Origin of the sequence: Brevibacterium rongguiense (assembly GCF_009857845.1) — a bacterium.
Lineage (GTDB): Bacteria > Actinomycetota > Actinomycetes > Actinomycetales > Brevibacteriaceae > Brevibacterium > Brevibacterium rongguiense.
The window spans coordinates 1-22,897 of sequence record NZ_WWEQ01000046.1 but is presented as its reverse complement, the minus strand read 5'-3'; the positions used below and the strand labels follow the sequence as shown (position 1 = coordinate 22,897).

At 71.3% G+C, this 22,897-nt stretch carries 18 protein-coding genes; 10 read left to right on the top strand and 8 right to left on the bottom strand.

What is annotated here, in order from left to right; all coding sequences use genetic code 11:
- A partial coding sequence (locus GSY69_RS10190) for a maltokinase N-terminal cap-like domain-containing protein (RefSeq protein ID WP_160953744.1) occupies positions 1–1,606 on the bottom strand: 1,606 nt, incomplete at its 3' end.
- 171 nt (positions 1,607–1,777) lie between these two features.
- Entirely contained in the window at positions 1,778–3,880 is a 2,103-nt protein-coding gene (locus tag GSY69_RS10185) for an alpha-1,4-glucan--maltose-1-phosphate maltosyltransferase (RefSeq protein ID WP_202411016.1), read from the bottom strand.
- 123 nt (positions 3,881–4,003) lie between these two features.
- Between GSY69_RS10185 and ilvA the strand changes: the two genes are divergently transcribed.
- Positions 4,004–5,290 carry a threonine ammonia-lyase IlvA gene (ilvA, locus tag GSY69_RS10180; RefSeq protein ID WP_160953743.1) on the top strand — a complete coding sequence of 429 codons (1,287 nt, stop codon included), beginning with the start codon at positions 4,004–4,006 and terminating at the stop codon, positions 5,288–5,290.
- A gap of 126 nt (positions 5,291–5,416) precedes the next feature.
- Here ilvA and GSY69_RS10175 read toward each other — a convergent pair whose 3' ends face one another.
- A complete protein-coding gene (locus GSY69_RS10175; RefSeq protein WP_160953742.1) occupies positions 5,417–6,202 on the bottom strand; it encodes a DUF805 domain-containing protein in 786 nt (261 codons plus the stop codon).
- 249 nt (positions 6,203–6,451) lie between these two features.
- On the opposite strand from GSY69_RS10175, the gene GSY69_RS10170 reads away from it, so the two are divergent.
- Genes GSY69_RS10170 through GSY69_RS10160 form a run of 3 tightly spaced genes read left to right on the top strand, consistent with a single transcriptional unit; the run spans position 6,452 to position 8,894 of the window.
- Positions 6,452–7,483, top strand: a complete 1,032-nt coding sequence (locus GSY69_RS10170; protein WP_160953747.1) for an NAD(P)H-quinone oxidoreductase — start codon at positions 6,452–6,454, stop codon at positions 7,481–7,483.
- Entirely contained in the window at positions 7,483–7,998 is a 516-nt protein-coding gene (locus tag GSY69_RS10165; protein WP_160953741.1) for a hypothetical protein, read from the top strand. Before GSY69_RS10170 ends, GSY69_RS10165 begins: the two co-directional genes overlap by 1 nt.
- The gene (locus tag GSY69_RS10160; RefSeq protein ID WP_160953740.1) at positions 7,995–8,894 is read left to right on the top strand and encodes an HAD family hydrolase; all 900 of its coding nucleotides are present in this window, start codon (positions 7,995–7,997) and stop codon (positions 8,892–8,894) included. Before GSY69_RS10165 ends, GSY69_RS10160 begins: the two co-directional genes overlap by 4 nt.
- A 14-nt stretch (positions 8,895–8,908) precedes the next feature.
- On the opposite strand, the gene GSY69_RS10155 is transcribed toward GSY69_RS10160, so the two are convergent.
- A complete protein-coding gene (locus GSY69_RS10155) occupies positions 8,909–9,715 on the bottom strand; it encodes an HAD family hydrolase (RefSeq protein WP_160953739.1) in 807 nt (268 codons plus the stop codon).
- Between the two features lie 82 nt (positions 9,716–9,797).
- On the bottom strand, positions 9,798–11,084 hold the full coding sequence (serS, locus tag GSY69_RS10150; RefSeq protein ID WP_160953738.1) for a serine--tRNA ligase: 1,287 nt from the start codon (positions 11,082–11,084) through the stop codon (positions 9,798–9,800).
- A 113-nt stretch (positions 11,085–11,197) separates the two neighbouring features.
- On the opposite strand from serS, the gene GSY69_RS10145 reads away from it, so the two are divergent.
- Complete coding sequence (locus GSY69_RS10145; protein ID WP_235936469.1) at positions 11,198–12,364, top strand: diacylglycerol/lipid kinase family protein; 1,167 nt, start codon at positions 11,198–11,200, stop codon at positions 12,362–12,364.
- 227 nt (positions 12,365–12,591) lie between these two features.
- Here GSY69_RS10145 and GSY69_RS10140 read toward each other — a convergent pair whose 3' ends face one another.
- Positions 12,592–13,245, bottom strand: coding sequence for a BPL-N domain-containing protein (locus GSY69_RS10140; protein ID WP_160953737.1), 654 nt, complete (start codon positions 13,243–13,245; stop codon positions 12,592–12,594).
- Between the two features lie 317 nt (positions 13,246–13,562).
- Between GSY69_RS10140 and GSY69_RS10135 the strand changes: the two genes are divergently transcribed.
- The 5 genes from GSY69_RS10135 (at position 13,563) to GSY69_RS10115 (ending at position 20,799) form a co-directional block, all read left to right on the top strand.
- Positions 13,563–14,603, top strand: coding sequence for a hypothetical protein (locus GSY69_RS10135; RefSeq protein WP_160953736.1), 1,041 nt, complete (start codon positions 13,563–13,565; stop codon positions 14,601–14,603).
- Positions 14,604–14,716: 113 nt separating this feature from the next.
- Positions 14,717–16,600, top strand: coding sequence for an LPXTG cell wall anchor domain-containing protein (locus GSY69_RS10130; protein ID WP_160953735.1), 1,884 nt, complete (start codon positions 14,717–14,719; stop codon positions 16,598–16,600).
- A 243-nt stretch (positions 16,601–16,843) separates the two neighbouring features.
- Positions 16,844–18,496, top strand: coding sequence for a DASS family sodium-coupled anion symporter (locus GSY69_RS10125; RefSeq protein WP_328698841.1), 1,653 nt, complete (start codon positions 16,844–16,846; stop codon positions 18,494–18,496).
- A 68-nt stretch (positions 18,497–18,564) separates the two neighbouring features.
- Complete coding sequence (locus GSY69_RS10120; RefSeq protein ID WP_160953734.1) at positions 18,565–19,401, top strand: maleylpyruvate isomerase N-terminal domain-containing protein; 837 nt, start codon at positions 18,565–18,567, stop codon at positions 19,399–19,401.
- Between the two features lie 312 nt (positions 19,402–19,713).
- On the top strand, positions 19,714–20,799 hold the full coding sequence (locus GSY69_RS10115) for a hypothetical protein (RefSeq protein WP_160953733.1): 1,086 nt from the start codon (positions 19,714–19,716) through the stop codon (positions 20,797–20,799).
- 67 nt (positions 20,800–20,866) lie between these two features.
- On the opposite strand, the gene GSY69_RS10110 is transcribed toward GSY69_RS10115, so the two are convergent.
- Positions 20,867–22,075 (bottom strand): N-acetylmuramoyl-L-alanine amidase, encoded by a 1,209-nt coding sequence (locus GSY69_RS10110; RefSeq protein WP_160953732.1) that lies wholly within the window; start codon positions 22,073–22,075, stop codon positions 20,867–20,869.
- A 42-nt stretch (positions 22,076–22,117) separates the two neighbouring features.
- A complete protein-coding gene (locus tag GSY69_RS10105) occupies positions 22,118–22,492 on the bottom strand; it encodes a hypothetical protein (RefSeq protein WP_160953731.1) in 375 nt (124 codons plus the stop codon).
- Positions 22,493–22,897: the final 405 nt, after the last annotated feature.

Here is a 22,897-nt window from a genome sequence, read left to right as displayed (position 1 = left end):
CCCGCGTGGGTGAGCTGCACCACGACCTCGCCCGCGAATTCGGGCGGTCGGCCGCAGCGCCGCGCGCGCTGCCGCCGGGCTGGCGGCCGGCCAGGAGCAGGGTGAGGGAGGCCAGCGGCACGATCAGCCAGGCGGGGCGGTTGCGCAGCTCGGCGACGACCTCGACGAGCAGGCGGTCGACCAGCACCGCGCGCAGGACGGGATCGTGCAGTCCCACGGAGGCGTCCACGGCGTGCGAGTACCCGGTGAGCAGTGCATTCTGCGCCTGTGCGGACCACAGGTACTCCGGGGAGTCGACGACCTCGCGAAGGTCGGCGTCCGATTCGCCCAGCCCGGTCACGCCCAGCGTGGCCGGGCGCGCATCGACGTCGAGTGCCCCGGTGCGCCGCAGCCGCGCGTACCCCGCCGCGTAGTCGAGGCTGCGCAGCAGCGCCACGAGGTCGAGGGCCGCGGGCTTGGGATCGGCGTGCGTGTCGTCGACACCGGCGGAGTCCGCGAAGCTCACGGCCGTGAAGCCGGAGGTGGGCCCGGAGACGACGTGGTTGAGGGTGAGGTCGCCGTGGATGCGCTGGAGCGCGCCCACCGTGTCGAGCTCGGCCAGGGACGCGCGGTGGCGGCGCAGCGGCTCCTCGAGGCCGGAGAGCGCCAGCGGTGCGCGGGCGAGCGCCCAGTCCACGCGCTCCGTCCACTTGCGCACCCAGTTCTTCGTCTGCCGCGCATCGCCTGGCACCTGCCCGAATTCGCGGGCGAGGTCGTGGTGCAGCTCACCCACGCGGGCGCCCAGGGCGGCCGCGCGCTTGTTGAAGCTGCCGATCGAGCCGGAGTCCACGCTCACCGCCGTGTCGACGGCCTCGCGCCAGGCCGGCTGGGCGGAGGCCTCGCTGCGGGTGAGCATCGCCAGCGGCGCGGTGAGGGTCGTGAGGTCGCGGGCGTCGAACCAGCGGCCCGCGGCCCAGCCCATGACGGGCGGCACGGTGTGCGAACCGGCCGAGGCCAGCACGACGGGAATCCGCACCCCGGCGCTCATGCCCGGGGTGAGCACCCGGAAGAGCGTGAGCGAGCTGGGGGTGGCGACGTCGTCGATGGAGACGGTCGTCTCCCCGCGCCGGTGGTCGGTGACGGCGATCTCCGTCGTGGCGGCCCGCTCGAGCAGCGCGGCGGGCGAGTCGAGCTCGAGGAAGTCATCGTTGCCGCGGCTGACCTGCAGCGCCTGGACCTGTCCGCCCTGGAAGCGGCGGCCGGTCGCCAGGGCGGCGGCGAGGGTGAGCACGAAGACGGGATCGGCCGCGGCGTCGTAGACCCAGCAGCGGCCCAGCGTCATGTCCTCCACCGTCCCGATGAGGTGGGAGCGCAGCGCGAAGTCCTCCGCGGTGCGGAAGACGAGCGGCACATTGAGCCGGCGCATCGAGGGCCCGTCGCCGACGGCCAGGATCGCGGCGATGCCCTGCACGACCGAGCCGTCCGGGCCGTCGAACTCGAACAGGCGCGTCTCCGACATGGGCGTGACGTCCGGGTCGGAGCCCAGGTCCACGTCCTGCCGCGGGAACCAGGCCTGCCGCGGCAGCCACCCGGAGAGCTGGCGCTCGAGCTCGCTGCTGATTGCCACGTGAGTCCCCTCTTACAACGTCGTCGTGTGCCCACCTTAGCGAATCCGCGCCCCTGGCCAGCGCAGGCGGCGGCCAGCGCGGGCGGCGGCCGGTGCGGGCGGCGGCCGGTGCGGGCGGCGGGCGGGATTCGGGCCGGACCCCGGGCCCTGGGTCGGCCTCGGGCGCGGGGCCTACCGGTCCCAGTCGACGGTGAGGATGTGCGCGGGCTCGGCGCGCGGGTCGAGGCGCACGTAGTTGTGCGCACCCCACTCCCACGTCTGGTCCGTGACCTCGTCGTGGACCGTGAAGGCCTGCGGCAGGTCCTCCCCTTCGTCGCCCATCGCCGAGGCGCCCTGCGACGGGCCCTCCCAGCGCGCCTCGGGCGGGGCCTGGGTGTAGGGGTCGAAGGGCCTCAGCGCGTCGATGTCGAGGTGGACGGTGGTCTCGCGCGTGGCGTGCGGGTCGAGGTTGATGACGACGATGACGACGTCTGCGCCCTTGCGCTTGGAGAAGACGAGGATCGAGTCGTCGTCGGAGGAATGGAGCACGATGTTGCGCAGCTCGCCCAGCGCGGGGTGCTCGCGGCGCAGCCGGTTGAGCATCGTGACGTACGGGGCCAGCGAGCGGCCCTCGGCGAGCGCGCCCGCGAAGTCGCGGTCCTTGTACTCGTACTTCTCGTTGTCGATGTACTCCTCCGCCCCCGGGCGCGCCACGTGCTCGTAGAGCTCGAAGCCCGCGTACATTCCCCACAGGGGCGAGGCGGTGGCGGCGAGCGCGGCGCGGATCCGGAAGGCGGGCGGGCCGCCGAACTGCAGGTACTCGGTGAGGATGTCCGGGGTGTTGACGAAGAAGTTGGGGCGCAGGAAGGCCCCGGTCTCGTCGCGCAGCTGGGCCAGGTACTCCTCCACCTCCTCCTTCGTGTTGCGCCAGGTGAAGTACGAGTACGACTGCTGGAAGCCGGCCTTGGCCAGGCCGGCCATCATCGCGGGGCGGGTGAAGGCCTCGGCGAGGAACACGATCTCCGGGTGCTCGGCGTTGACCGTGCGGATGAGCCACTCCCAGAACCGCAGCGGCTTGGTGTGCGGGTTGTCCACGCGGAAGATCGTGACGCCGTGGGAGATCCACAGCCGGACGATGCGCAGGACCTCCGCGCACAGCGCCTCGTAGGCGCGGTCGAAGTTGATGGGGTAGATGTCCTGGTACTTCTTGGGCGGGTTCTCCGCATACGCGATGGTGCCGTCGAGCTGCTGGGTGAAGTACTCGGGGTGCTCGGTGGCCCAGGGATGGTCGGGGGCGGCCTGGAGGGCGAGGTCGAGGGCGACCTCGAGGCCCGCCTCGCGGGCGCGGGCCACGAAGGCGTCGAAGTCCGCGAAGGTGCCGAGGTCCGGGTGGATGGCGTCGTGGCCGCCGGCGCGCGAGCCCACCGCCCACGGCGAGCCGGGATCCGCGGGCCCGGGGGTCAGCGTGTTGTTCGGGCCCTTGCGATTGACCTCGCCGATCGGGTGGACGGGCGGCAGGTAGATGACGTCGAAGCCCATGTCGGCCACGCGCTCGAGGCTGGCGGCGGCGGTGGCGAAGGTGCCCGAGGTCCAGGCGCCGGTCTCCGGGTCCCTGCGGGCGCCCTCGGACCGGGGGAAGAACTCGTACCAGGCGGCGCGGCCGGCGCCGTCGCGGCTGACGAGCAGTGGCAGGGGGCGGGAGCGGGAGACGAGCCCGCGGATGGGCCGGCGGCTCATGAGCGCGAGCAGTTCCGGGCTCAGTGCCCGCTCCAGCCGCTCGAGGGGCGCGCCGTCGCTCGACTCGAGGGCGAGGATCGCGGCCTTGAGCGCGTCCTTGTCGCGGGCGATCCGGCCGGGCGCGCGGCGGTAGTGGTCGAGCATGTCGACGCCCTCGGCCAGCATGAGCTCGACGTCGGTGTCCGCCGCGATCTTGACCTCGGCGCGGTGGCGCCACGTGGCGAACTCGTCGACCCAGCCCTCGATGACGATCGTGTGGGGCCCCTGGGCACGCGGGATGACGAAGCCGGAGAAACGGTCGACGTTCTCCGGGCGGTTGAACAGGAGCGAGCGGTGCACCTCGGCTCCGGCGCCGTCGTAGAGGACCGCGTTGGCCGCGACGATGTCGTGGCCCTCCTTGAAGACGGTGGCGGCGACGGGCACGAGCTCGCCCGCGATCGCCTTGGCGGGGAACGCGCCGCCCTCGACGAGCGGCTCCGGGTCCACGATGGGGATGCGGCCGAAGTGCGTGGCGGCGGGTGCGGCGGCGGGCGCGGAGTCGGCCATCGGGGTGCTCATGGCACAACCCTAGCGGGAGCGGCGCGCAGGCGGCAGGCGCCGGTGCGGGCGGGCGGGGTTCCACGATGCGGTCGTTTGCGGTCCGTTTTTCAGCGGGAGCGGCGGGCGGAGCACAATGGAGCCGTGCTCATCGATGGAACCAGTGCCCCTCAGCAGACCACCGCCGCCGACGTCCAGGCCGCCGCGGCCCGCATCAGCGACTCCATCCTCACCTCCCCGCTGCACATCTCCGAGCGGCTCTCCCAGGCGACCGGCGCGACCGTCTACCTCAAGCGCGAGGACCTCCAGGCGGTGCGCTCGTACAAGATCCGCGGGGCGTTCAACTGCATGCTCCAGCTCAGCGAGGCCGAGCGGGCCCACGGTGTCGTCTGCGCCTCGGCCGGCAACCACGCCCAGGGCTTCGCCCGCGCCTGCAACGAGCTCGGCATCGCGGGGCGGATCATCGTGCCCAAGACCACGCCGCGGCAGAAGATCGACCGGATCCGCCACTTCGGCGGCGAGCGCGTCACGGTCGTCATCGACGGCTCGACGTACGATGACTCCTCGGACCTGGCCAAGCGCTATGCGGAGCAGACGGGCGCCCTCCTCGTCTCCGCCTTCGATGACTTCCGCACGATCGCGGGCCAGGGCACGATCGGCGCGGAGATCGCCCAGCAGCTGCCCGAGGCGCCCGACTGCATCGTGGTCCCCGTGGGCGGCGGCGGCGTCCTGGCGGGCATCGCGGCCTATGCCGCTGAGCACATGCCGGGCACCCGCGTCATCGGCGCGGAGCCGGAGGGCGCCGCGAGCATGATCGCGGCGCTGACCGCGGGCCATCCCGTCACCCTCGAGACGGTCGACTCGTTCGCCGACGGCGCCGCCGTGCGCCGCGCCGGCGAGGCGACGCACGCGATCATCTCCGAACTCGGCCTCGAGGTGGATCCCGTCCCCGAGGGCCGGGTGGCCTCGGAGATGCTCAGCCTCTACCAGGTGGACGGCATCATCGCCGAGCCCGCGGGGGCACTGGCCAGCGCCGCGGTGGGCGCACCGGGCACCGACGCCCCCGTCCCCGTGGAGCCCGGCTCCACCGTCGTGTGCCTGGTCAGCGGCGGCAACAACGACATCTCCCGCTACTCCGAGGTGCTGGAGCGCTCGCTCGTCTGGGAGGGCCTCCGGCACTACTTCATCGTCGACTTCCCCCAGGAGCCGGGCGCGCTGCGCCGCTTCCTCGACGAGGTGCTGGGCGCCGATGACGACATCTCCATGTTCGAGTACGTCAAGCGCTCGAACCGCGAGACCGGGCCCGCGTTCGTGGGGGTCACGCTGGGCCACGCGGGCGATCTGGCCGCCCTCCTCGAGCGCATGGACGCCTCGCCGCTGCAGATCGAGAAGGTCGCGCAGGACTCGCCGCTCTTCCGCATGTTCGTCTGAGGCGGTCCGGCCCAGGGCGCGCGACCCCTGGACACCGCGACGGCCCCAGCGGAATCCGCTGGGGCCGTCGTCGTGCGCGGTCGATCGCGCGGGATCGAGCGCGGCTGGCTGCCCAGCCGGCTGCGCTCAGTAGGCGGCGGGCGCCACCGCGTTGGGGTCGTTGCCCTCGTCGAAGCGCTGGCCTGCGGGGTCGGGCTCCTTGACAGCCAGCACGATGCCGATGATGAAGCCCACGAACGGGATGAAGTTGAGCAGGTACATGGCACCGGACATGTTCGCATCGTGCATGCGCCGCCAGCCCACCGCGAACTGCGGGAGGATGAGGGCGAGCGACACGACGAACAAGAGGATGCTCCCGATGACGAGGACGGCCACCGAGCCGCCGCTGGGCCCGGACGACGTCATGGTCGTGCCGTAGCCGGAGCTGTAGTCCGAGCTGTAGCTGGAGGCGGAGCGCAGTGTGCTGCCGATGACCATGAAGTAGCCGATGTAGAACGGGATCGACGCGATGAGCGTGACGATCATCACGAAGAGGTAGGCCCACCAGTACTCGCTGCGCGAGGCGCGGCCGTTGAACTTCACATACCCCTTGAAGAAGCGCTTGACGGCCACCATGAACGGCGCCCCGTAGTACGGCAGGCTCATGTCGTCCGGGTTCGTGGTGCCGGTGGGGGCGCCGCCGTAGCCGAACCCGCCGCCGGCGGGCTGCGCGTAGCCCTGCTGGCCGCCGGAGGGCTGCTGGGCGGGCTGCGAGCCGTAGCCCTGCTGGCCGGTGCCGTAGCCCTGCTGGGGCGCGCCGTAGCCGGGGGCCGCAGGCTGGGATCCGTAGCCGGGGGCCGCGGGCTGCTGGCCATAGCCGCCCTGGCCGTACCCGCCCTGGCCGCTGCCGTACGGATCATTGGGGTAGGACATCTCGTTCACCCTTCTCACTCGTCGGTTGTGGTTCTCACTGTCTGTCAGCACTGCTCAGTCGTGCGCAGGCGCAGCTCGGCGCCGTACGGTACCGATCATCACACGGGCGGGCGCCGCGTGCGAGCCCGGCGCGTTGCCGTTCGGCAACATTCCCGCGCCGCCGGACCCGGGCCGGTCCGCCGCGCGCGGCCGCTGGGCGCAGCCGCCCGGCGCGTCCGCACCCCGGCGTAGGGTGTGCGCATGGCTACGATGCGCGCAATCACCATCGCCGAACCCGGGGGGCCCGAGGTGCTCGCCGCCGCCGAGCGGCCCGTGCCCACCTGCCCGCCCGGCTCAGTGCTCGTCAGGGTCGCGGCCGTCGGCGTCAACCGGGCCGACATCCTGCAGCGCCAGGGCCACTACAGCCCGCCGGCCGGGGCCACGGACATCCCGGGCCTGGAGGTCGCGGGCACCATCGCGGAGCTGGGCGAGGGCGTGAGCGAGGACCGCTGGAGCGTGGGCGACCGGGTCGCTGCGCTCCTGACCGGGGGCGGGTACGCCGAATACGTCGACGTGCCGGAGGGCCAGCTCCTCGCCGTGCCCGACTCGCTCTCGCTCACCGAGGCCGCCGCCCTGCCGGAGGTGCTGGCCACTGTCTACTCGAACGTCTTCCAGGCCGCCCGGCTGCGGGCAGGCGAGTGGCTGCTCGTCCACGGCGGCGGCTCCGGGATCGGCACGGCCGCCATCCAGCTGGCCAAGACCGCCGGGGCCCAGGTCGCGGTGACCGTCGGCAGCGCGCGCAAGGGCGCGGCGGCCGCCGAGCTCGGCGCGGACGCGGTCATCGACTACCGGGAGGAGGACTTCGTCGAGCGGATCCGGGCGATCACGGACGGTCGCGGAGCGGACGTCATCCTCGACGTCGTCGGGGCGAAATACCTGCAGCGCAACGTCGACGCCCTCGCCGACGACGGGCGCCTCGTCATCATCGGCATGCAGGGCGGGGTGAAGGCCGAGCTCAACATCGGTACGCTCATGGCGCACCGCCGCTCGATCATCGGGACCACCCTGCGCGCCCGCCCGGATGAGCAGAAGGCCGCGATCGTGCAGGCCGTGGCCGACGACGTGTGGCCGCTCGTGGCCCGCGGCCGGGTCCGCCCGGTCGTGTACCGGGTGGTGCCGTTCGAGGAGGCCGGCCGCGCGCACGCCCTCCTCGAGGACGGGGAGAGCATCGGCAAGGTCGTCGTGGCCGTCAGCCCGCTCATCGGCGCCGATGACCAGGAGACGCGCGCGGACGGTGCGTGATGGGCCTGCTCTCGCGGCTGCGCCGCTCAGGCTCCGGGCAGCCGGCCAAGCGGCCCCGCGCCGCCCAGCAGGACCGCGCGTACGGGACGGGGGTGTGGCGCCAGCACCGGGACCGCTTCAACCGGGCGGTCGACCGGTTCTACCAGACGGCGCTTGCCGTGCGAGAGGAGGCGCGCGCGGATGATCCGCAGCAGGAGGAGGCGGCCGAGGCGCTGGCCGCGCTCACGTACGATCTCAATGCGCTCGGCGAGCGGATCGATGAGACGGCCCGGCGCGCCCACGCGCAGGTCCCTGTCGCTGACATGGTTGTCCCGGCGCAGGTCAGGGCCGTGGTGGGCGACCTGGCCGAAGGCATGTCGAAGGCGGCTCTCCTGGTCGCGCAGGCCGCGCAGGCCGCGGCGATGAGCCGCGCCGCAATCCGCATGGGCACCGATCCCCGCGAGGCCGCGCGGGCCGCGGGATCCTACGTGCGGGACGCGCAGCGCGCGGTGGAGCGGCTCGAGGAGCGGGCATGAGCGGCGCACTCGGTGCCGCGCGCAGCGCGCAGCCCCCACCGGCCCGAAGCGGTCTCGCGCGGACATGGCCGGACGCGGGGCGCCTCGGGCGCGTGCGCGTCATCGCCACCGATATCGACGGCACCCTGCTGCGCACGGGCAGTCCCATCGCCGAGCGCACAGCGCGGGCCCTGGACGCGTGCGCCGCCGCGGGCATCATCGTCATCCCGGTGACCGGCCGGCCGATCCGCTGGATGGCTCCCATCTCCGAACAGGTGCCGCACCTGCCGCTGACCATCTGCTCGAACGGCGCGGTCGTCTACGACCTGCAGGCGCGCCGCGTCGTGCACGCCGAGCTCGTCGAGGAGGCGAGCCTGGCGGACTTCGCCCTGCGGCGGTCCCAGCTCATCCCCCGCGCGCGGCTGGGATTCGAGACCCTCGACGGGCTGCTCGTCGAGCCGGACTTCGCCGCACAGCTCCCCGCTGGCGCGCGGCGCGTGGAGCTCGGCGATTGGCGCACGGCCCAGGCGGCGGGGGTGGTGAAGGTCCTCGTGCGGCTGGAGGGGCAGATGGACTCCGACGCACTGCTCCACCAGGTCGAGCCGCTGGCTCGCGGCTGCATGCACGCGACGCACTCGAACCCCGCGAACGGCCTCGTGGAGCTCGCCCCGGCGGGCGTGACGAAGGCCGGGGCGCTTGCCCGCTTCTGCGCGGAACGCGGGATCGGCGCCCACGAGGTGGCGGCGTTCGGGGATATGCCCAACGACCTGGAGATGCTCGCGTGGGCGGGGTCGGGGTTCGCGGTGGAGGGCGGGCACCCGCGGGTGCTCGCGGCGTGCGAGCACCGCTCGCCCGCCCTCGACGAGGGCGGGATCGGACCGGTCATCGAGGCGATCCTGGCCGCGCGCCCGGCATAGGGCGGTGCCGAGGCTCAGCCCAGCTGCAGCCGCTCGCTGAGCACCGTCGCCAGCCCGTCGTCGTCCACGGTGCCGGTGACGGCATCGGCGATCGCCTTGAGCGAGTCGCGCGCCTGGCCCATGGCGATGCCGGCGCCCGCCCATTCGAGCATCTCCGCGTCGTTCGAGCCGTCCCCCACGGCCAGTGTGCGCGCGCGGGGGATCTCCAGTGACTGCGCAACGCGGGCCAGTGCGCTGGCCTTCGAGACGCCGTCCGGGGAGATGTCGAGCCAGTTGCTCCAGCCCACCGAGTACGTCACGCCGTGCAGCCCGATCCTCTCGACGGACTTCTCGAACTCCTCGCTGGTGCCGTTGAGCTCGCGCATGACGATGCGGGTGGCCCGCTTGCCCTTGAGCTCGTCGAACGGCACCACCCGCAGGTGGGCGCCGGCGGCCAGGTCCCCCTCGGGGAAGTCCGAGGACGCCCAGCGCACCAGGTCCGTGTCCTCGACCATGAACAGCGCGGTGGGCAGCACGGCCGCCATGCGTTCGAGCGCGGGCCCGGGGTCGAAGCTCTCGACGTGGAAGACCTCCCAGCCGCGCTCGGCGGCGGGGTTGAGGCGCACGGTCACGGAGCCGTTCGAGCACACGACGAAGCCGTCGGTGAGGTCGAGCCGGTTGGCCACGTCCAGCGCCCCGGACACGGCGCGCCCGGTGGCGATGACGATGTGGTGGCCTGCAGCCTCGGCGGCCCGGATCGCATCCCGCACGGGCTCGTGCAGAGCGTCGTCGTAGTCGACGACGGTGCCGTCGAGGTCGAGGCCGACGAGGTGGGATTCCATGTGCTCTCCTTCGCGGGCGTGGGTGGCTGGCGGGCGGGGCCGGTGGCCGCGAAGCTCGCGGCACTCGATGGGCCCGCGGGGCTCAGCTGTAGCGGGGGCCCTCCGGACCGTAGGCGGTCATGCCGCCCAGGTAGGGCTGGAGGGCCTCGGGCACGCGCACGGAGCCGTCTGCCTGCTGGTGGTTCTCGAGGATGGCGACGAGCCAGCGGGTGTTGGCCATCGTGCCGTTGAGGGTGGCGACGGGGCGGGTGCCGTCCTCGCCGCGCTCGCGGATGGACAGGCGCCTGGCCTGGAACGTCGTGCAGTTCGAGGTGGAGGTGAGCTCGCGGTACGTGCCCTGCGTGGGCACCCACGCCTCGCAGTCGAATTTGCGCGCGGCCGAGTCGCCCAGGTCGCCGGCGGCGATGTCGAGCACCCGGTAGGGCAGCTCGCACTTGCCCAGCATCTCCTCCTGGAGCGAGAGCATCCGCGCGTGCTCCTCCTGGGCATCGTCCACGTGGACGTAGGAGAACATCTCCACCTTCTGGAACTGGTGGACCCGGATGATCCCGCGGGTGTCCTTGCCGTACGACCCGGCCTCGCGGCGGTAGCAGGACGACCAGCCGGCGAACCGGATGGGGCCATCGGACAGGTCGATGATCTCGTCCTTGTGGTAGCCGGCCAGCGCGACCTCGGAGGTGCCCACGAGGAACAGGTCGTCGGCCTCGAGGCGGTAGATCTCATCGGCGTGCTCGCCCAGGAAGCCGGTGCCGGCCATGATGTCCGGTTTGACGAGCGTGGGGGTGATGACGGGGGTGAAGCCGGCGCGCTGGGCGGTGTCCATGGCCAGGCTGAGCAGGGCGAGCTCCAGGCGCGCCCCGAATCCCGTGAGGTAGTGGAACCGGGCGCCGGAGACCTTCGCGCCGCGCTGGGTGTCGATGGCCCGCAGGCTCTCCCCCAGCTCCAGGTGGTCCTTGGGCTCGAACCCGTCGGCCGAGAAGTCGCGCGGGGTTCCCTCGCGGCGCAGCTCGACCGAGTCCTCCTCCCCGCCGGCGGGCACGCCGTCGATGATGAGGTTGGGCAGCTTGGATGCCAGCGAGGTGAACGTGTAGTCCGCCTCATCCGCATCCGCCTGCAGGGCCTTCACCCGGTCGGAGAGCTCCTTGGCCTGGGACACGAGCTGGGCCTTCGCATCCTTGTCCTTCTCCTGTGCCACCCGCTTGCCGAACGCCTTCTGCTGGGCGCGCGCATCCTCGAATTCGGTGATGGCGGCCCTGCGCGCCGAGTCCGCGGTCAGGATGTCGTCGACGAGGTCCACATTGGCCCCGCGCGCCCGCTGCGAGGCCTTGAACGCCTCCGGTTCGTCTCTCAGCTGCTGTAGATCGATCACGGTCCCAACCCTACCGTCACGCCCCGCAGTCGCGCGCCGCGCCGGGCACGGGCCGCGAGCGCCCCGTGCACACCGCGGGCACCGCTCCCAGGCGGGTTGTCTAGAGTGCGTCCATGACGATCACCACGGACATGCTCTTGGGGCTGCTGGCGCTCCTCGTCACGCTCCTCATCGGCATTGCCGTGGGCATTGCCTTCGAGGCGGCGCGCACCCGCCGGGCCCGCGCCTCGGCGCCGGGCACGGGTGAGGCCGCCGCCGCGCCCGAGGCGCCCGCCGGGCCCGATCCGCAGGACCAGTCCGCGCCGGCGCGGGCGGCCGGTGGCATGCGCCGCGCCGCGATCGTGCTCAACCCCGTCAAGGCCCACGCGGACTTCCGCGCGAGCGCGGCCGCGGTCTGCCGCGAGGCGGGCTGGGCCGAGCCGCTCATCATCGAGACGGAGGAAGAGGACCCGGGCACGGAGATGGCCCGCGAGGCGCTGGCCGCCGGAGTGGACGTCGTGGTGGCGGCCGGCGGCGACGGCACGGTGCGCCCCGTCGCCGAGCAGCTGGTGCACACAGGTGTGCCGCTGGGCATCGTGCCGCTGGGGACGGGCAACCTGCTGGCGCGCAACCTCTCGATCGTCCTGGGCCGGCCCGAATGGGCCCTGCGCACCGCCCTGTGGGGTGTGGACACCTCCATGGACGTCGCGCACGCGCAGCTGAGCCCCGAGGGCGAAGACCACGTCTTCCTCGTCATGGCGGGCCTGGGCTTCGACGCCGCGGTCATGGCCGACACCAACGATGCGCTCAAGACGCGCGTGGGCTGGCTCGCCTACGTCGAGGCCGGTTCGCGCAAGCTGCTGGGCAACCGCGCGAAGGTCTCGCTGCGCTTCGACGACAAGGAGCCGAAAGAGACCCGGGTGCGCTCGGTGCTGGGCGGCAACTGCGGCAAGGTGCAGGGCGGGCTCGAGCTGCTGCCCGGGGCCAAGGTGGACGACGGCATCCTCGACGTGCTCATCGTGAGCCCCAAGAACCTGGCGGACTGGTTCGGCGTCATCGCCTCCGTCGTGGGGCGGCGCCGCAGGGGCCTGCACACGGAGATCACGCCGTGCAGCCGGGTCGTCATCGAGGCCGAGGATGAGATGGAGGTCCAGCTCGACGGCGATCCGTGCGGGGAGACCGCCTATCTCGCCATGGAGATCGATCCGGGCTCGCTCGTCGTGCGCACGGCCGGCGAGGAGCTGCGCCGCCGCATCCGCGCCGCCGACTGGCCCGTGCCCTTCGGCTACACGAACGACTGACCGAGGCGAGCACCTCGGAGCCTTGGGAAGCCGCGGGGGCGTCGAGAACCTCGGGACCAGGGGGGCGTCGACAAACTCGGGTGGCGCAGGAACAGGGGACAGCTCCGAGCACCCGATGCGCGGCAGCGCCCCCGGCCCCCCTCACGATCCTCTCGCTCGCTTCCCCCTCGCGGCGGAGAGCCTCGAGCGGGTGAGCCACCGCCCGCTCTGGGCTATGCGAGTCTGGGCTATGCGAGCAGGCGGTCGACGAGCGGCCGGGCGAACCGCCAGTCGTCGCCGTCCGGATCGGAAAGCCCCGCCTCGTCGAACCACGTCTGATCCGCCTCGGGGTGCGGGCCGATGAGCCCCACGCGCCCCTTGCCCACGCGGTACAGCGCTGCGGCGGTGCCGCCCGCGCAGTACCGGGCGCAGACCTCCGCCCCGCGAGCCGGCAGCAGCGCGCCCTCCTGAAAGAACGTCCACCTCTTCGTGCCGTTCCAGGCCACCTCAACGAGGTGCTCCCCGCTGTCCGCGACCGGGAACCTCGGCGTGCCCACCGCTCCCTCGATCGATGTGCTGAGCAGCCCGAAGCCGTCGCTGCCGGCAAGGTAGGCCCCCATGCACACCCCGAGGTACCGCCCGCCGTCGTGGACGAACCGCCTGAGCGCGCGCGAGAAGCCCTGTGAGAAGTGCGAGGCCGCATCGTCGATGTCATCCCCGCCTCCGGGCTGGACGAAGAGGCTCGCTCCGTCCAATGCCTCCGGCGTCGCCTCAACGTCCTGCCCAGGCCCGATGAACGACACGTCGAGGCCAGAGCCCCCGCTTCCGAGGCGCTCCGCGAGAGTCTCCGCGCAGCCATCGCACCCCGCCGGACCGCGGTAGACGAGCGCGGTGCGCGGCACGGGGGGCGAGGCGCGACGGGCCGCCGGCGGCGCGCATGCCGCCCCCAGCGCGACCACCGAAGCGGCAACCGCGCCGGTGAGGAGAGAACGCCGCGTCCACCCTGCTGATTCGCCTCTGCCGACCTGCACGTTCGTAGCCTACGGTTTCGTCGGCGCCCCGCGCGGACACCGTCGACCGTGGTCCCTACGGCGGGCGCGGTTACTTAATGACCAGAAGTTGTCTGCGCCACATTTTCCTTCTTTACTAATCTGGAAGCGCTCGCCGCCGTGTGCGGACGGGCCCCACCGCTCCTCTCGCCCTCCTGAAACGGATCAGGATGAAGAAGACGCTCCTGGCAGCAGCAGCCGCACTCACGCTCGTCACCATCCCGATGACCTCGTTGCCGGCCGCGGCGGCGCCGTCCGAGGGCAAGGCCCCGGCCACAACGCAGCCGACCTCGGACAGCACGAAGGCCACTCTCACCGTCACTCCGTCGGTCATCACCGTTGCCGAGGCGAAGAAGGGCACCAAAATCATCGCGAGGGCCACCGGTCTCACTCCGAACGGCGAATATCTCTTCGACCCCAGGGACACTCCCGAACTCGAGCCCCTGCCCGCGAAGGCCGATGCTGAGGGTCGGGTCACCATCAACGGTGAGATCTACAAGCCGAACGATACCGAGGAGGCCGTTGGCACGTACACGGCCTCGCTGAAGGATGCCGGCACGCGGTCGCTGGTCGCATCCGCAACATGGAGGATCGTTCGCGATAAGGAGACACCTCCGACCACGTCGCCCTCAACCTCGACCACGTCGCCCTCAACCTCGACCACCCCGGCCGAAACGCCTACGCGGACCGCAGCGCCGTCTCCCACCCAGACGGCCGCCAAGCCCGCGCTCACCGCAAGGCCCGCACGCGTGAGCGCCGCCGACTTCGTCAACGCGAAGAAGGGCGTCAGCCTCACCGCGGCGCACTGCACGCCCGGTGAGACCGTGAACTTCTCCGTGGCGCCCAAGGACTCCGATGTCACGCCCCTGACCCGCAAGGCCACGGCCAATGCCAGCGGAACCGCGGCGTGGAACGTCTACGGGACAAATCCAAGCAGCCCGGCCGCCTACATCGGTGATTACGTCGTGAGCGCCCACTGCGGTGGAAAGAAGCTGTCGGCGGCGTTCTCCGTGGGCAACGCGCCCCGGCCCGGTGATGACGGTAACGACGGGGACCACAATGACAACGGGGGCGACGACAACAACGGTGGTGACGACGGCAACGGCAGCCTGCCGCGCACCGGTATGGAGCTCGGCGGCCTGGGCGCCGGTGCCGCCCTGCTGCTCATGGGCGGTGCAACCGTGCTCTTCACCCGCCGCAGCCGCCGCTGAGACACGCCAGATTACGAAATGTACGTAAGTTGCACGACGACCGGGTGTGACGTTGACTACACACCAGCGGACAACGCCGTCCTCTCCATCCCCTTGGCCTACGTGAGGTTGACATGAAGAAGCTTCTCGCCCCCGCCGTCATCGCCACCGTGGGAGCGCTGTCGCTGACAACGCTGCCCGCAATCGCGGACGCGACCGCCTCTCCCACCAAGACCGCCGAGGCGAAGGCCGCAGCCACGACAGAGAAGAAGGCCGAGCCCACGTCCGAGCAGGCAAAGCCCGCACCGGAGAAGACGCCTGCCCCGGTGAAGAAGGCCGAGGCGAAGACCGCCCCCGCGAAGAAGGCTGCTCCCGCGAAGCCAGAGCCGAGTGCCAAGCCCGCAGCGCAGGCGGCCCCGTCTGCGGCGAAGGCAAGCCCGAAGGCAATCCGCGCTCCCAAGACCTCGCCGGAGCCACAGGCTGACGAGAAGACGTCTGAGGCCCCCGCGAGCTCTGTGACCCCGCTGTTCGGCGACCCGGTCGATGCCGTCGAGATCGGCGACCATGGGCTGTCGGTCAAACTCACCGGCCTCAAGCCCAATTCGAAGGTGTTCGGAACCGCGTACCTCGATGACAACTCGGTGGGCAAAAGGACTGGCACGGCTGACGCAAGCGGTGATCTCACGCTGCAGGTTCCCTACCAGGGCAGCACCACCAACCTCAAGTCCGGTGTCGCCATCGACGTCCACCTCGAGTACACCAGCGCCAGCGGCGCCGATGGCGCCGACACCTTGACCACCCACGTCGGCAAGGAGATCGAGGAGGCGCCCCTCGCGACGCTAGCGCTGGACCTGCCGAATCCTGCACCCAAGCAGATGATCCTGACCAAGGGATTCCCCGTCCAGATCGCCGATGTGAAGCCCGGGTCCGAAGTCAAGACCTCCGTCAGGCTCAGCACGCCGGGCAGCCCCGTCGTAGCGGAAGGCTCCGGGACCACGAAGGATGATGGAACGGGACGCATCGAAGCGAAGTTCACCGGCGACGCCAAGGAGCTCACCCCGGGAGTGATCGCCTCCGTGCGCGTGGAGTACACCCGCACCGACGGAACGGTCTATGCGACGACGCTGTCGACCGCCATTTCGGATGATGCGACGGAAGAGCCGACGGCGGATCCCACGAGCGATCCGACCTCGACTCCGACCGACGACCCCACCTCGACTCCGACAGACGAGCCGACGACTGACCCCACCTCGACTCCGACCGGTGAGCCCACCACCGACCCCACCGAGGACCCGACGGCGCCGCCAACCGACGACCCCACGGACGAGCCGACCACCGCGCCCACCGAGACGCCCACCTCCCCCGCTCCCACGAGCGATCCGACGGATCCGCCCACCTCGCCCGGGAGCCACACGAACACCGAGGCGCGCCTCATCGTCAACCCGCATCGGCTGACGCCCGCCGCGTTCACCAACGCCCACAAGGGCGTGGACATCGCGGCGACCAAGCTGGAGCCCGGCCAGGCGGTGACGTTCACGGTCAAGCCCCACAACTCGCACGTGAAGGCCTACAGCCGCACCATCGTCTCCAACGCGGACGGCGTGGCCGGCTGGAAGCTCTACGGCACGAACCCCCACAACCTCGGGGCCTATGTGGGCACCTACGACGTCACCGCGAGCATCCCGCCGGTGCCGGACGATGCGCACGGCGATTCGGCCCAGGGCGAGGCCGCGCACGCGGGCGGCACCGTGGCCCGCGCGGGTGCGCAGGCCGCCCAGCAGGACCAGCAGGCCAAGCAGGGCAAGACGCGTGTCCTCGCGGACTCCTTCACGGTCGGCAGCCGCGGCGGCGCCAACCCCGGTGACAACGGCGGGGACAGCGGCCGCGACGACACCGGCTCGGACAACGGCGATCTGCCGCGCACCGGCGCGCAGCTGGGCGGCCTCGCCATCGGGGGCACACTGCTCCTGGTGGGCGGCGCGGCGGTCATGCTCACCCGCCGGCGCACCCGGGACTGAGGCACGGACGAGGGGCCCGGAGGATTCGCTCCTCCGGGCCTCCGTCATGCGCCGCCCGCGAGGCGCAGCTCGCTGCCGCCGCGCAGTCCCCCGGCCCTCTCGCGCCGCGACTGGGCCACCTGGTGAGACGGGGTGAGCCGCGCCTCGGCGGCGGGTACCCATACTGCGGGATGGGGCATAGCGTGGAGCCACGAGGACCACATCCATGACGCCCTGCCCCCAATCCGCGAACGGAGCCCCGCCGTGGCACCCGAGAACACGCCCCCGCACCCCCAGCAGGAGACGAAGCAGGACACAGCGCACGCTCCCGTCGGCCGCCTGCGCACGGCCGCCCAGCGGCGCGCGAAGCTCGCCGAGCAGGCGCGCGCCGAGCAGGAGGCCGTCGAGCGCCACGAATCCGGCCGTGGGCACCGCTTCCAGGACAGCGTGCTCTCCCACCTCACACTGAAGATGGGCTGGTTCGCGCTCGCGTGGGCGGGGCTCATCGTCGTCCTGCTGCTGCCCACCGGCCCCGACCTGCCCCTGGCCGCCAAGCAGGCGCTCGCCATCCTCGTGTTCGCCGTCATCATGTGGGTGACGGAGGCGGTGAGCTACGCGGTCTCCTCCATCATGATCCTGGGGCTCATCGCGGTCATGCTGGCGTTCGCGCCCCCGGCCACTGGCGAGGGAAACACGGCCATGGGCACAGCCGCCTCCCTCAAGCTCGCACTGGGCGGCTTCGCCTCGCCCGCCGTCGCGCTCGTCGCCGCGGCCCTGGCCCTCGCGGCAGCGATGCAGGCGACCGGCCTGCACAAGCGCCTGGCCCTACTCGTGCTGCGCTTCGCGGGCGAGAAGACCCGCAACATCCTCATCGGCGCCATCGTCATCTCGATTATCCTGGCGTTCTTCGTCCCCTCGGCCACTGCGCGCGGCGGCGCGGTGGTGCCCATCCTGCTGGGCATGGTCGCGGCGTTCGGCCTGCAGGCGAATTCGAAGCTGGGCGCGCTGCTCATCATCACCGCCGCGCAGTCCATCTCGATTTGGAACATCGGCATCAAGACCGCGGCCGCGCAGAACCAGGTGGCGATCGGGTTCATCCGCGATCAGATGCATACCGATGTGCCGTGGGGCCAGTGGTTCCTGTGGGCCGCCCCCTGGTCCGCGCTCATGTCCGTAGCTCTGTACTTCATCATGCGCTGGGCCATCAAACCGGAGGTCGAGGAGATCCGCGGCGGCAAGGAGATGATCCGCCAGGAGCTCGCCAAGCTGGGCCCCATCACCGGCAAGGAGATCCGCCTCATCGTCGTCTCCGTCCTCCTGCTGCTCATGTGGTCCACCGAGGACGTCCTTCACCCGTTCGACTCGACGACAACCACGCTCGTGGCGATCGGCGTGCTGCTCACCCCGCGCATCGGCGTGTTCAGCTGGAAGACCGTGGAGAAGCTCATCAACTGGGGCACCCTCATCGTCTTCGCGGTGGGCATCTCGCTGGGCAGCCTCCTCCTGTCCACGGGCGCGGCCGCCTGGCTGTCCGAGCGCACGTTCGGCGCGCTGGGGCTCGCGCACATGCCCATCCTCGCGATGATCGCGATCGTCACCGCGTTCACGATCCTCATCCACCTGGGCTTCGCGTCCGCCACCTCGCTGAGCTCGGCGCTCATCCCCGTCTTCATCGCCCTGGCCATGTCGATCCCCAACGCGGCGCAGGGCGGCCTGGGCTTCGTCATCATCCAGCAGTTCGTCATCAGCTTCGGGTTCCTGCTGCCGGTCTCCGCACCGCAGAACATGCTCGCCTACGGCACCGGGGCGTTCACGGCCAAGCAGTTCCTCAAGGTGGGCATCCCGCTCACCATCGTGGGCTACCTGCTCATCATGCTCTTCTCCGCCACGTACTGGTCGTGGCTGGGCCTGGTCTGAGCCAGGGCATTCGCATCGGATGCTCCGCGCCCTGCCGCCCGGCCGGCTCCGCGGACTAGGCTGAGCCCATGAGCGACGCGAACGGCACACCCGCGGCCCAGCCCCACGGCCAGCAGGTCCAGCCCCACGGCCAGCAGGTCCAGCTCCAGACGGACCTGGATCTGCGCACGCTGGCCGAGGGCTTCTACCTCCAGGCCCTCGACCAGCTCTCCACCTCCGCACTCGATGAGCCGTCCCCGCTGCCCGGGTGGACCCGCAAGCACGTGGCGATCCACATGATCAACAACGCGGAGGGCCTCATGCGCCTCCTCGAATGGGCGCGCACCGGCCAGGAGAACCCCATGTACCCGTCGCGCGAGGCCCGCGACCAGGACATCGAGGACGGCGTCGCCCAGACTCCGGCGGGCGATGTGCGGTCCATCTCCCACGAGGTGGCGCAGGAGCTCGCCGAGGCGCTGGCCGGGCTTGCGCCCGAGGCCTGGGACGCGCAGGTGACAGGCGGGCAGGGCCAGCCGATCGGCGCCTCGGCGATCCCGTGGATGCGCGCCCGGGAGGCGCTCCTGCACAGCCTGGACCTGGGCATCGGGATGACGGCACTCGACTTCCCCGCGGCGGCCGTCGACCGCCTGCTGGACGATGTGCCGGCCACGTGGGCCGCGCGGGGCGAGGACGCCCACTTCCTGCTGCGCCTGGCCGATCGCCCCGAGGATCCGGAGCGGCTCATCGCCACCGGGGACGCGCAGGCCTTCGCCGCGCAGCCCGTCGAGGTGGTGGGTGAGGCCGCAGAGGTCGCCTCCTACCTGGCGGGGCGCGGCTGGCCGCGCTCGGCGCAGGACGACACCGCGAAGGGCGGCCAAGGCTCCGCCACCCCGCAGGACCTCCCGGCCCCGCCGCGCTGGCTCTAGCGGCTTCGCCCGGGGGGCCGCTGGCAGCTGCCGGCCGCATGGCACGGCCGAGCCATGGCATGTGCCTCACGGGCCGACGGCAGGACCGGAACGGCTGCATGAGCGCGCTCACCTGGGGCGCAGGGCACCCTGCCGCACCGCGCCGGCAGTGCGCACAAGGCCCACTGTCGAATTCCTCGCCCACACCTCCTCACCCGCATGATCGCCGCCCGATTACACAATGTTCTAAAGTTGAATGAATCGCCTCTGCGCGCTTGACTGGTGCCAGTCAGCTGAGCACATCCGCTCGCACCGCTCCCACCGGAGGCAACCATGCAGAAGAAGCTCCTCGCTCCCGCCGTCGCGATCGCGGCAATGGGCGCTCTCACCGCCGTGCCCATGTCGACGTTCATCGTCGACGCGGCGCCCGTCGCCCACGCGGAGAATTCCCACGTCTCCGTCACCCCGGCCGGAGAGAAGATCACCAAGAAGCAGATCATGGCCGACGCCATCACAGTCAAGGCCGATGACGTCAAGGAGGGGCAGCCGCTCTCCGCCTTCGCGAAGGTCGGCGAGAACCGCGTCGGCTCGGGTGAGGGCACCGGGACCGACGGTTCCACCGCGACCGCGACGATCAACTACTTGGCCGGACAGGACAAGTACCTGGTACCGGGGGCCACCGTGACCATCGCGGTCACCTACGCCCCCACAGAGGGTGCGGCTGTCACGAATGAGGTCGTCAAGACCTACACGATCGCAGAGGACGAGCCCGCCACCATCCCGTCTACGAAGACGGCTACCCCGTCGAAGACGCCCACCAAGACCGCGACGGCCGCGCCCACAAAGACCGCGACGCCCACGCAGACCTCGGCGCCCACGAAGGACGCGGCGCCGGTTCTGTCGGTCAAGCCCCACACCGTGACCGCCAAGGACTTCGTCAACGAGAAGAAGGGCGTCACCCTCACGGTCAGCCACCTGCAGCCGGGTGAGAAGGCCGTCTACTCGGTGGCCGCCAAGCGCAAGGGCGTCCGGGACCTCGCCAAGCAGGAGGCCACCGCGGATAAGAACGGCGTGGCCACGTGGTCCGTCTACGGCACGAACTCCGCCAACCCCAGCGCCTACATCGGCAGCTACGTCGTCACCGCCAAGGCCGAGGGCAAGACCCTCACCGAGGGGTTCAAGGTGGTCGCGAAGAAGAGCAGCGGCAACGATTCGGACAACGGCGACAACGGTGACAACGGCAACAGCGGCTCGAACAACGACAACGGCAACAGCGGCAGCAATGACAACGGCTCCGGTGACAACGGCGGTTCGCTGCCGCGCACCGGCGCCGAGCTCGGCGCCCTGGGCGTCGGCGCCGCGCTCCTGCTCGTCGGCGGTGCGACGGTCCTCGTGACCCGCCGCCGCACCAGCAAGTAAGCACCACAACGCTACAGGGGCGGTGGCCGTCGGATGACGGCCACCGCCCCTGTAGCGTTGTGCGCGGTTACTTCACGGCCTTGACCTTGTTGTTGTAGGCAATGACGGCGCGGCCCTTCTGCCACACCATGCTGCCGCCCTGGAAGTCCTGGCGCGCCAGGCCCTTGACCTTCCGCTCGGCGCCCGTGGGGTAGCCCAGCTTCGACTTCTCGTAGCCCAGCTTGCGGTAGGCGGTGAGGAATCCGCTGCGCACGGGCTGGACCTTCGTGGCCTTGCTCCAGCTCAGGGTGGCCTTCGCAAACGTCTGGCGCGCGCCGCCGCTGCGCAGGCGGTTCGCCTCACGGCCCTTCGGCATGCCGATCGTGACCGTGCCGTTGTGCGTGTAGTAGTACGTGCGGATGGCGCCTGCGATCGCGTGCTTGGGGCCCGCCTTCTTCGCGCTCGCCGCCACCGACTTCCGGATGGAGGGCAGCATCGCGTAGAACTTGGTGCCGGGGCAGTCGGTGTAGGACGTGTCGCGGTGGCCGAAGATCGTCGACTTCGTCACGACGGTGCCCGCCTTGTACTTCACCGTGTCGCCCTTGGCGGCGGTGAGCTTGACCTTGCCGCCCGGGTTCCAGCCCCACTTCACGGCCTGCCAGGTGGCGATGCGCTTGACGGACTTCACCGCGGCCGAGGTGGGCTGGCGGGAATTGAACGTGCCCATGACGGAGACGCCGAACGTGTGCGTGTTGAACCCGCTGGCGTGCGCGCCCACGACCGGGCGGCCACTGTACGGGGCGCCGCGGCGGCCCTCGTAGATGGTGCCGTAGCGGTCGACGAGCATGTTGTAGCCCAGGTCGCACCACTTGCGGCCCTTCGTGTGGAACTCGAGGTAGCCGCGCAGGATGCCCGGCACCTGGGAGCGCGAGTAGTTCGTCGCACCGGAGGTGTGGTGGATGATGAGCGCCTTGTTCACGTCCGTCGTGTCCGCCTTGCAGCGCACGAGCTTCTCGTTCGCGCCCCAGCCGGCGCGGGTGACGATGCGGCCCAGGTTGGGGATGTTCGCGGACTTCGCGGCGACGTTCTGCACGCCGGCGCCCTGCGCCGTTGCGCTCTGGGCTGCCGCGCCCTGCACCACCGAGGCGTTCTCCGCCGTGGCCCCCAGTTCGCCCTGCGACGTGTCCGCGGCGGCGGAGGGGTCACCGGCCGCTGCGGCATCCGCACCCGAGGTGGGGGTCTCGAATGCCTCGACCGCCAGGCTCTTCGTCGCGGCGGCGGGCTTGGCGGAGCGCACCTGGACCTGCTGGCCGGCGCTGAGCAGAAGGGGCTCGGTACCCTAGACCGCGCCGCTGCCCTCGGCCGAGGAGCTGTCCGGCCCGCCGCCGTCGTCGGCGGGCATGTCCTTCCAGGCGCCCCAGATGCCGTGCTCGAGCACGCGGTACTGGCTGCTGGGGTCGCTGCCCTTCCACGTCACGCCCATGACCGTGAGGTCGTTGGCCTTGACGGTGACGGTCTTCTTGGGAGTGGTGTGAGTCGTGTGCCGCTTGACGGCGGGGGCGCGGTTCGCGCTCGCCGCAGCCGAGGCGCCGCCCAGGTCGGCGTTGACCGGGCCGGTGGTGAGCTGGGGGCCGGGTGCGGCCACGGCGGCCGGTGCCAGCAGCGCCGCGCTCGCCGTGCAGGCGACCGCGGCCAAGAGGATGGTGGATTTCATGGAGTGTGGGGTCCTTCGGTCGGCCGACCGTGCGGGCGAAGCCGAGCGGACAGCAGGGATGGGCGGGGAGCGCTCCCCCGAAGTCGACTGAGAGTCGAGTGGGAACTCTTGCAGATTATGGTGTGCAGCCCGGAGCCGACAATCCAGGGGAACGCCCCGAGATAGATCGTTGCCATTTCGTAATTTATCGCCGTGCCACCGCAACACAACCGCGGCCCCAATGCCGCTCAGCAGGTGTTACGTTCCGACCACGGATTCCGAATTCCGTACATCAACGAGGCTCTTCACGAACGAGGGTGTAGTCGGTTGAGCGCGTCGGTGGCCGGGTAGGGGTCGAGGTCTCCCGGATGATGGAAGTTCTTCACGCTCGCCATCCCGAAAGACCTCGACGTGCTCCACCCTACT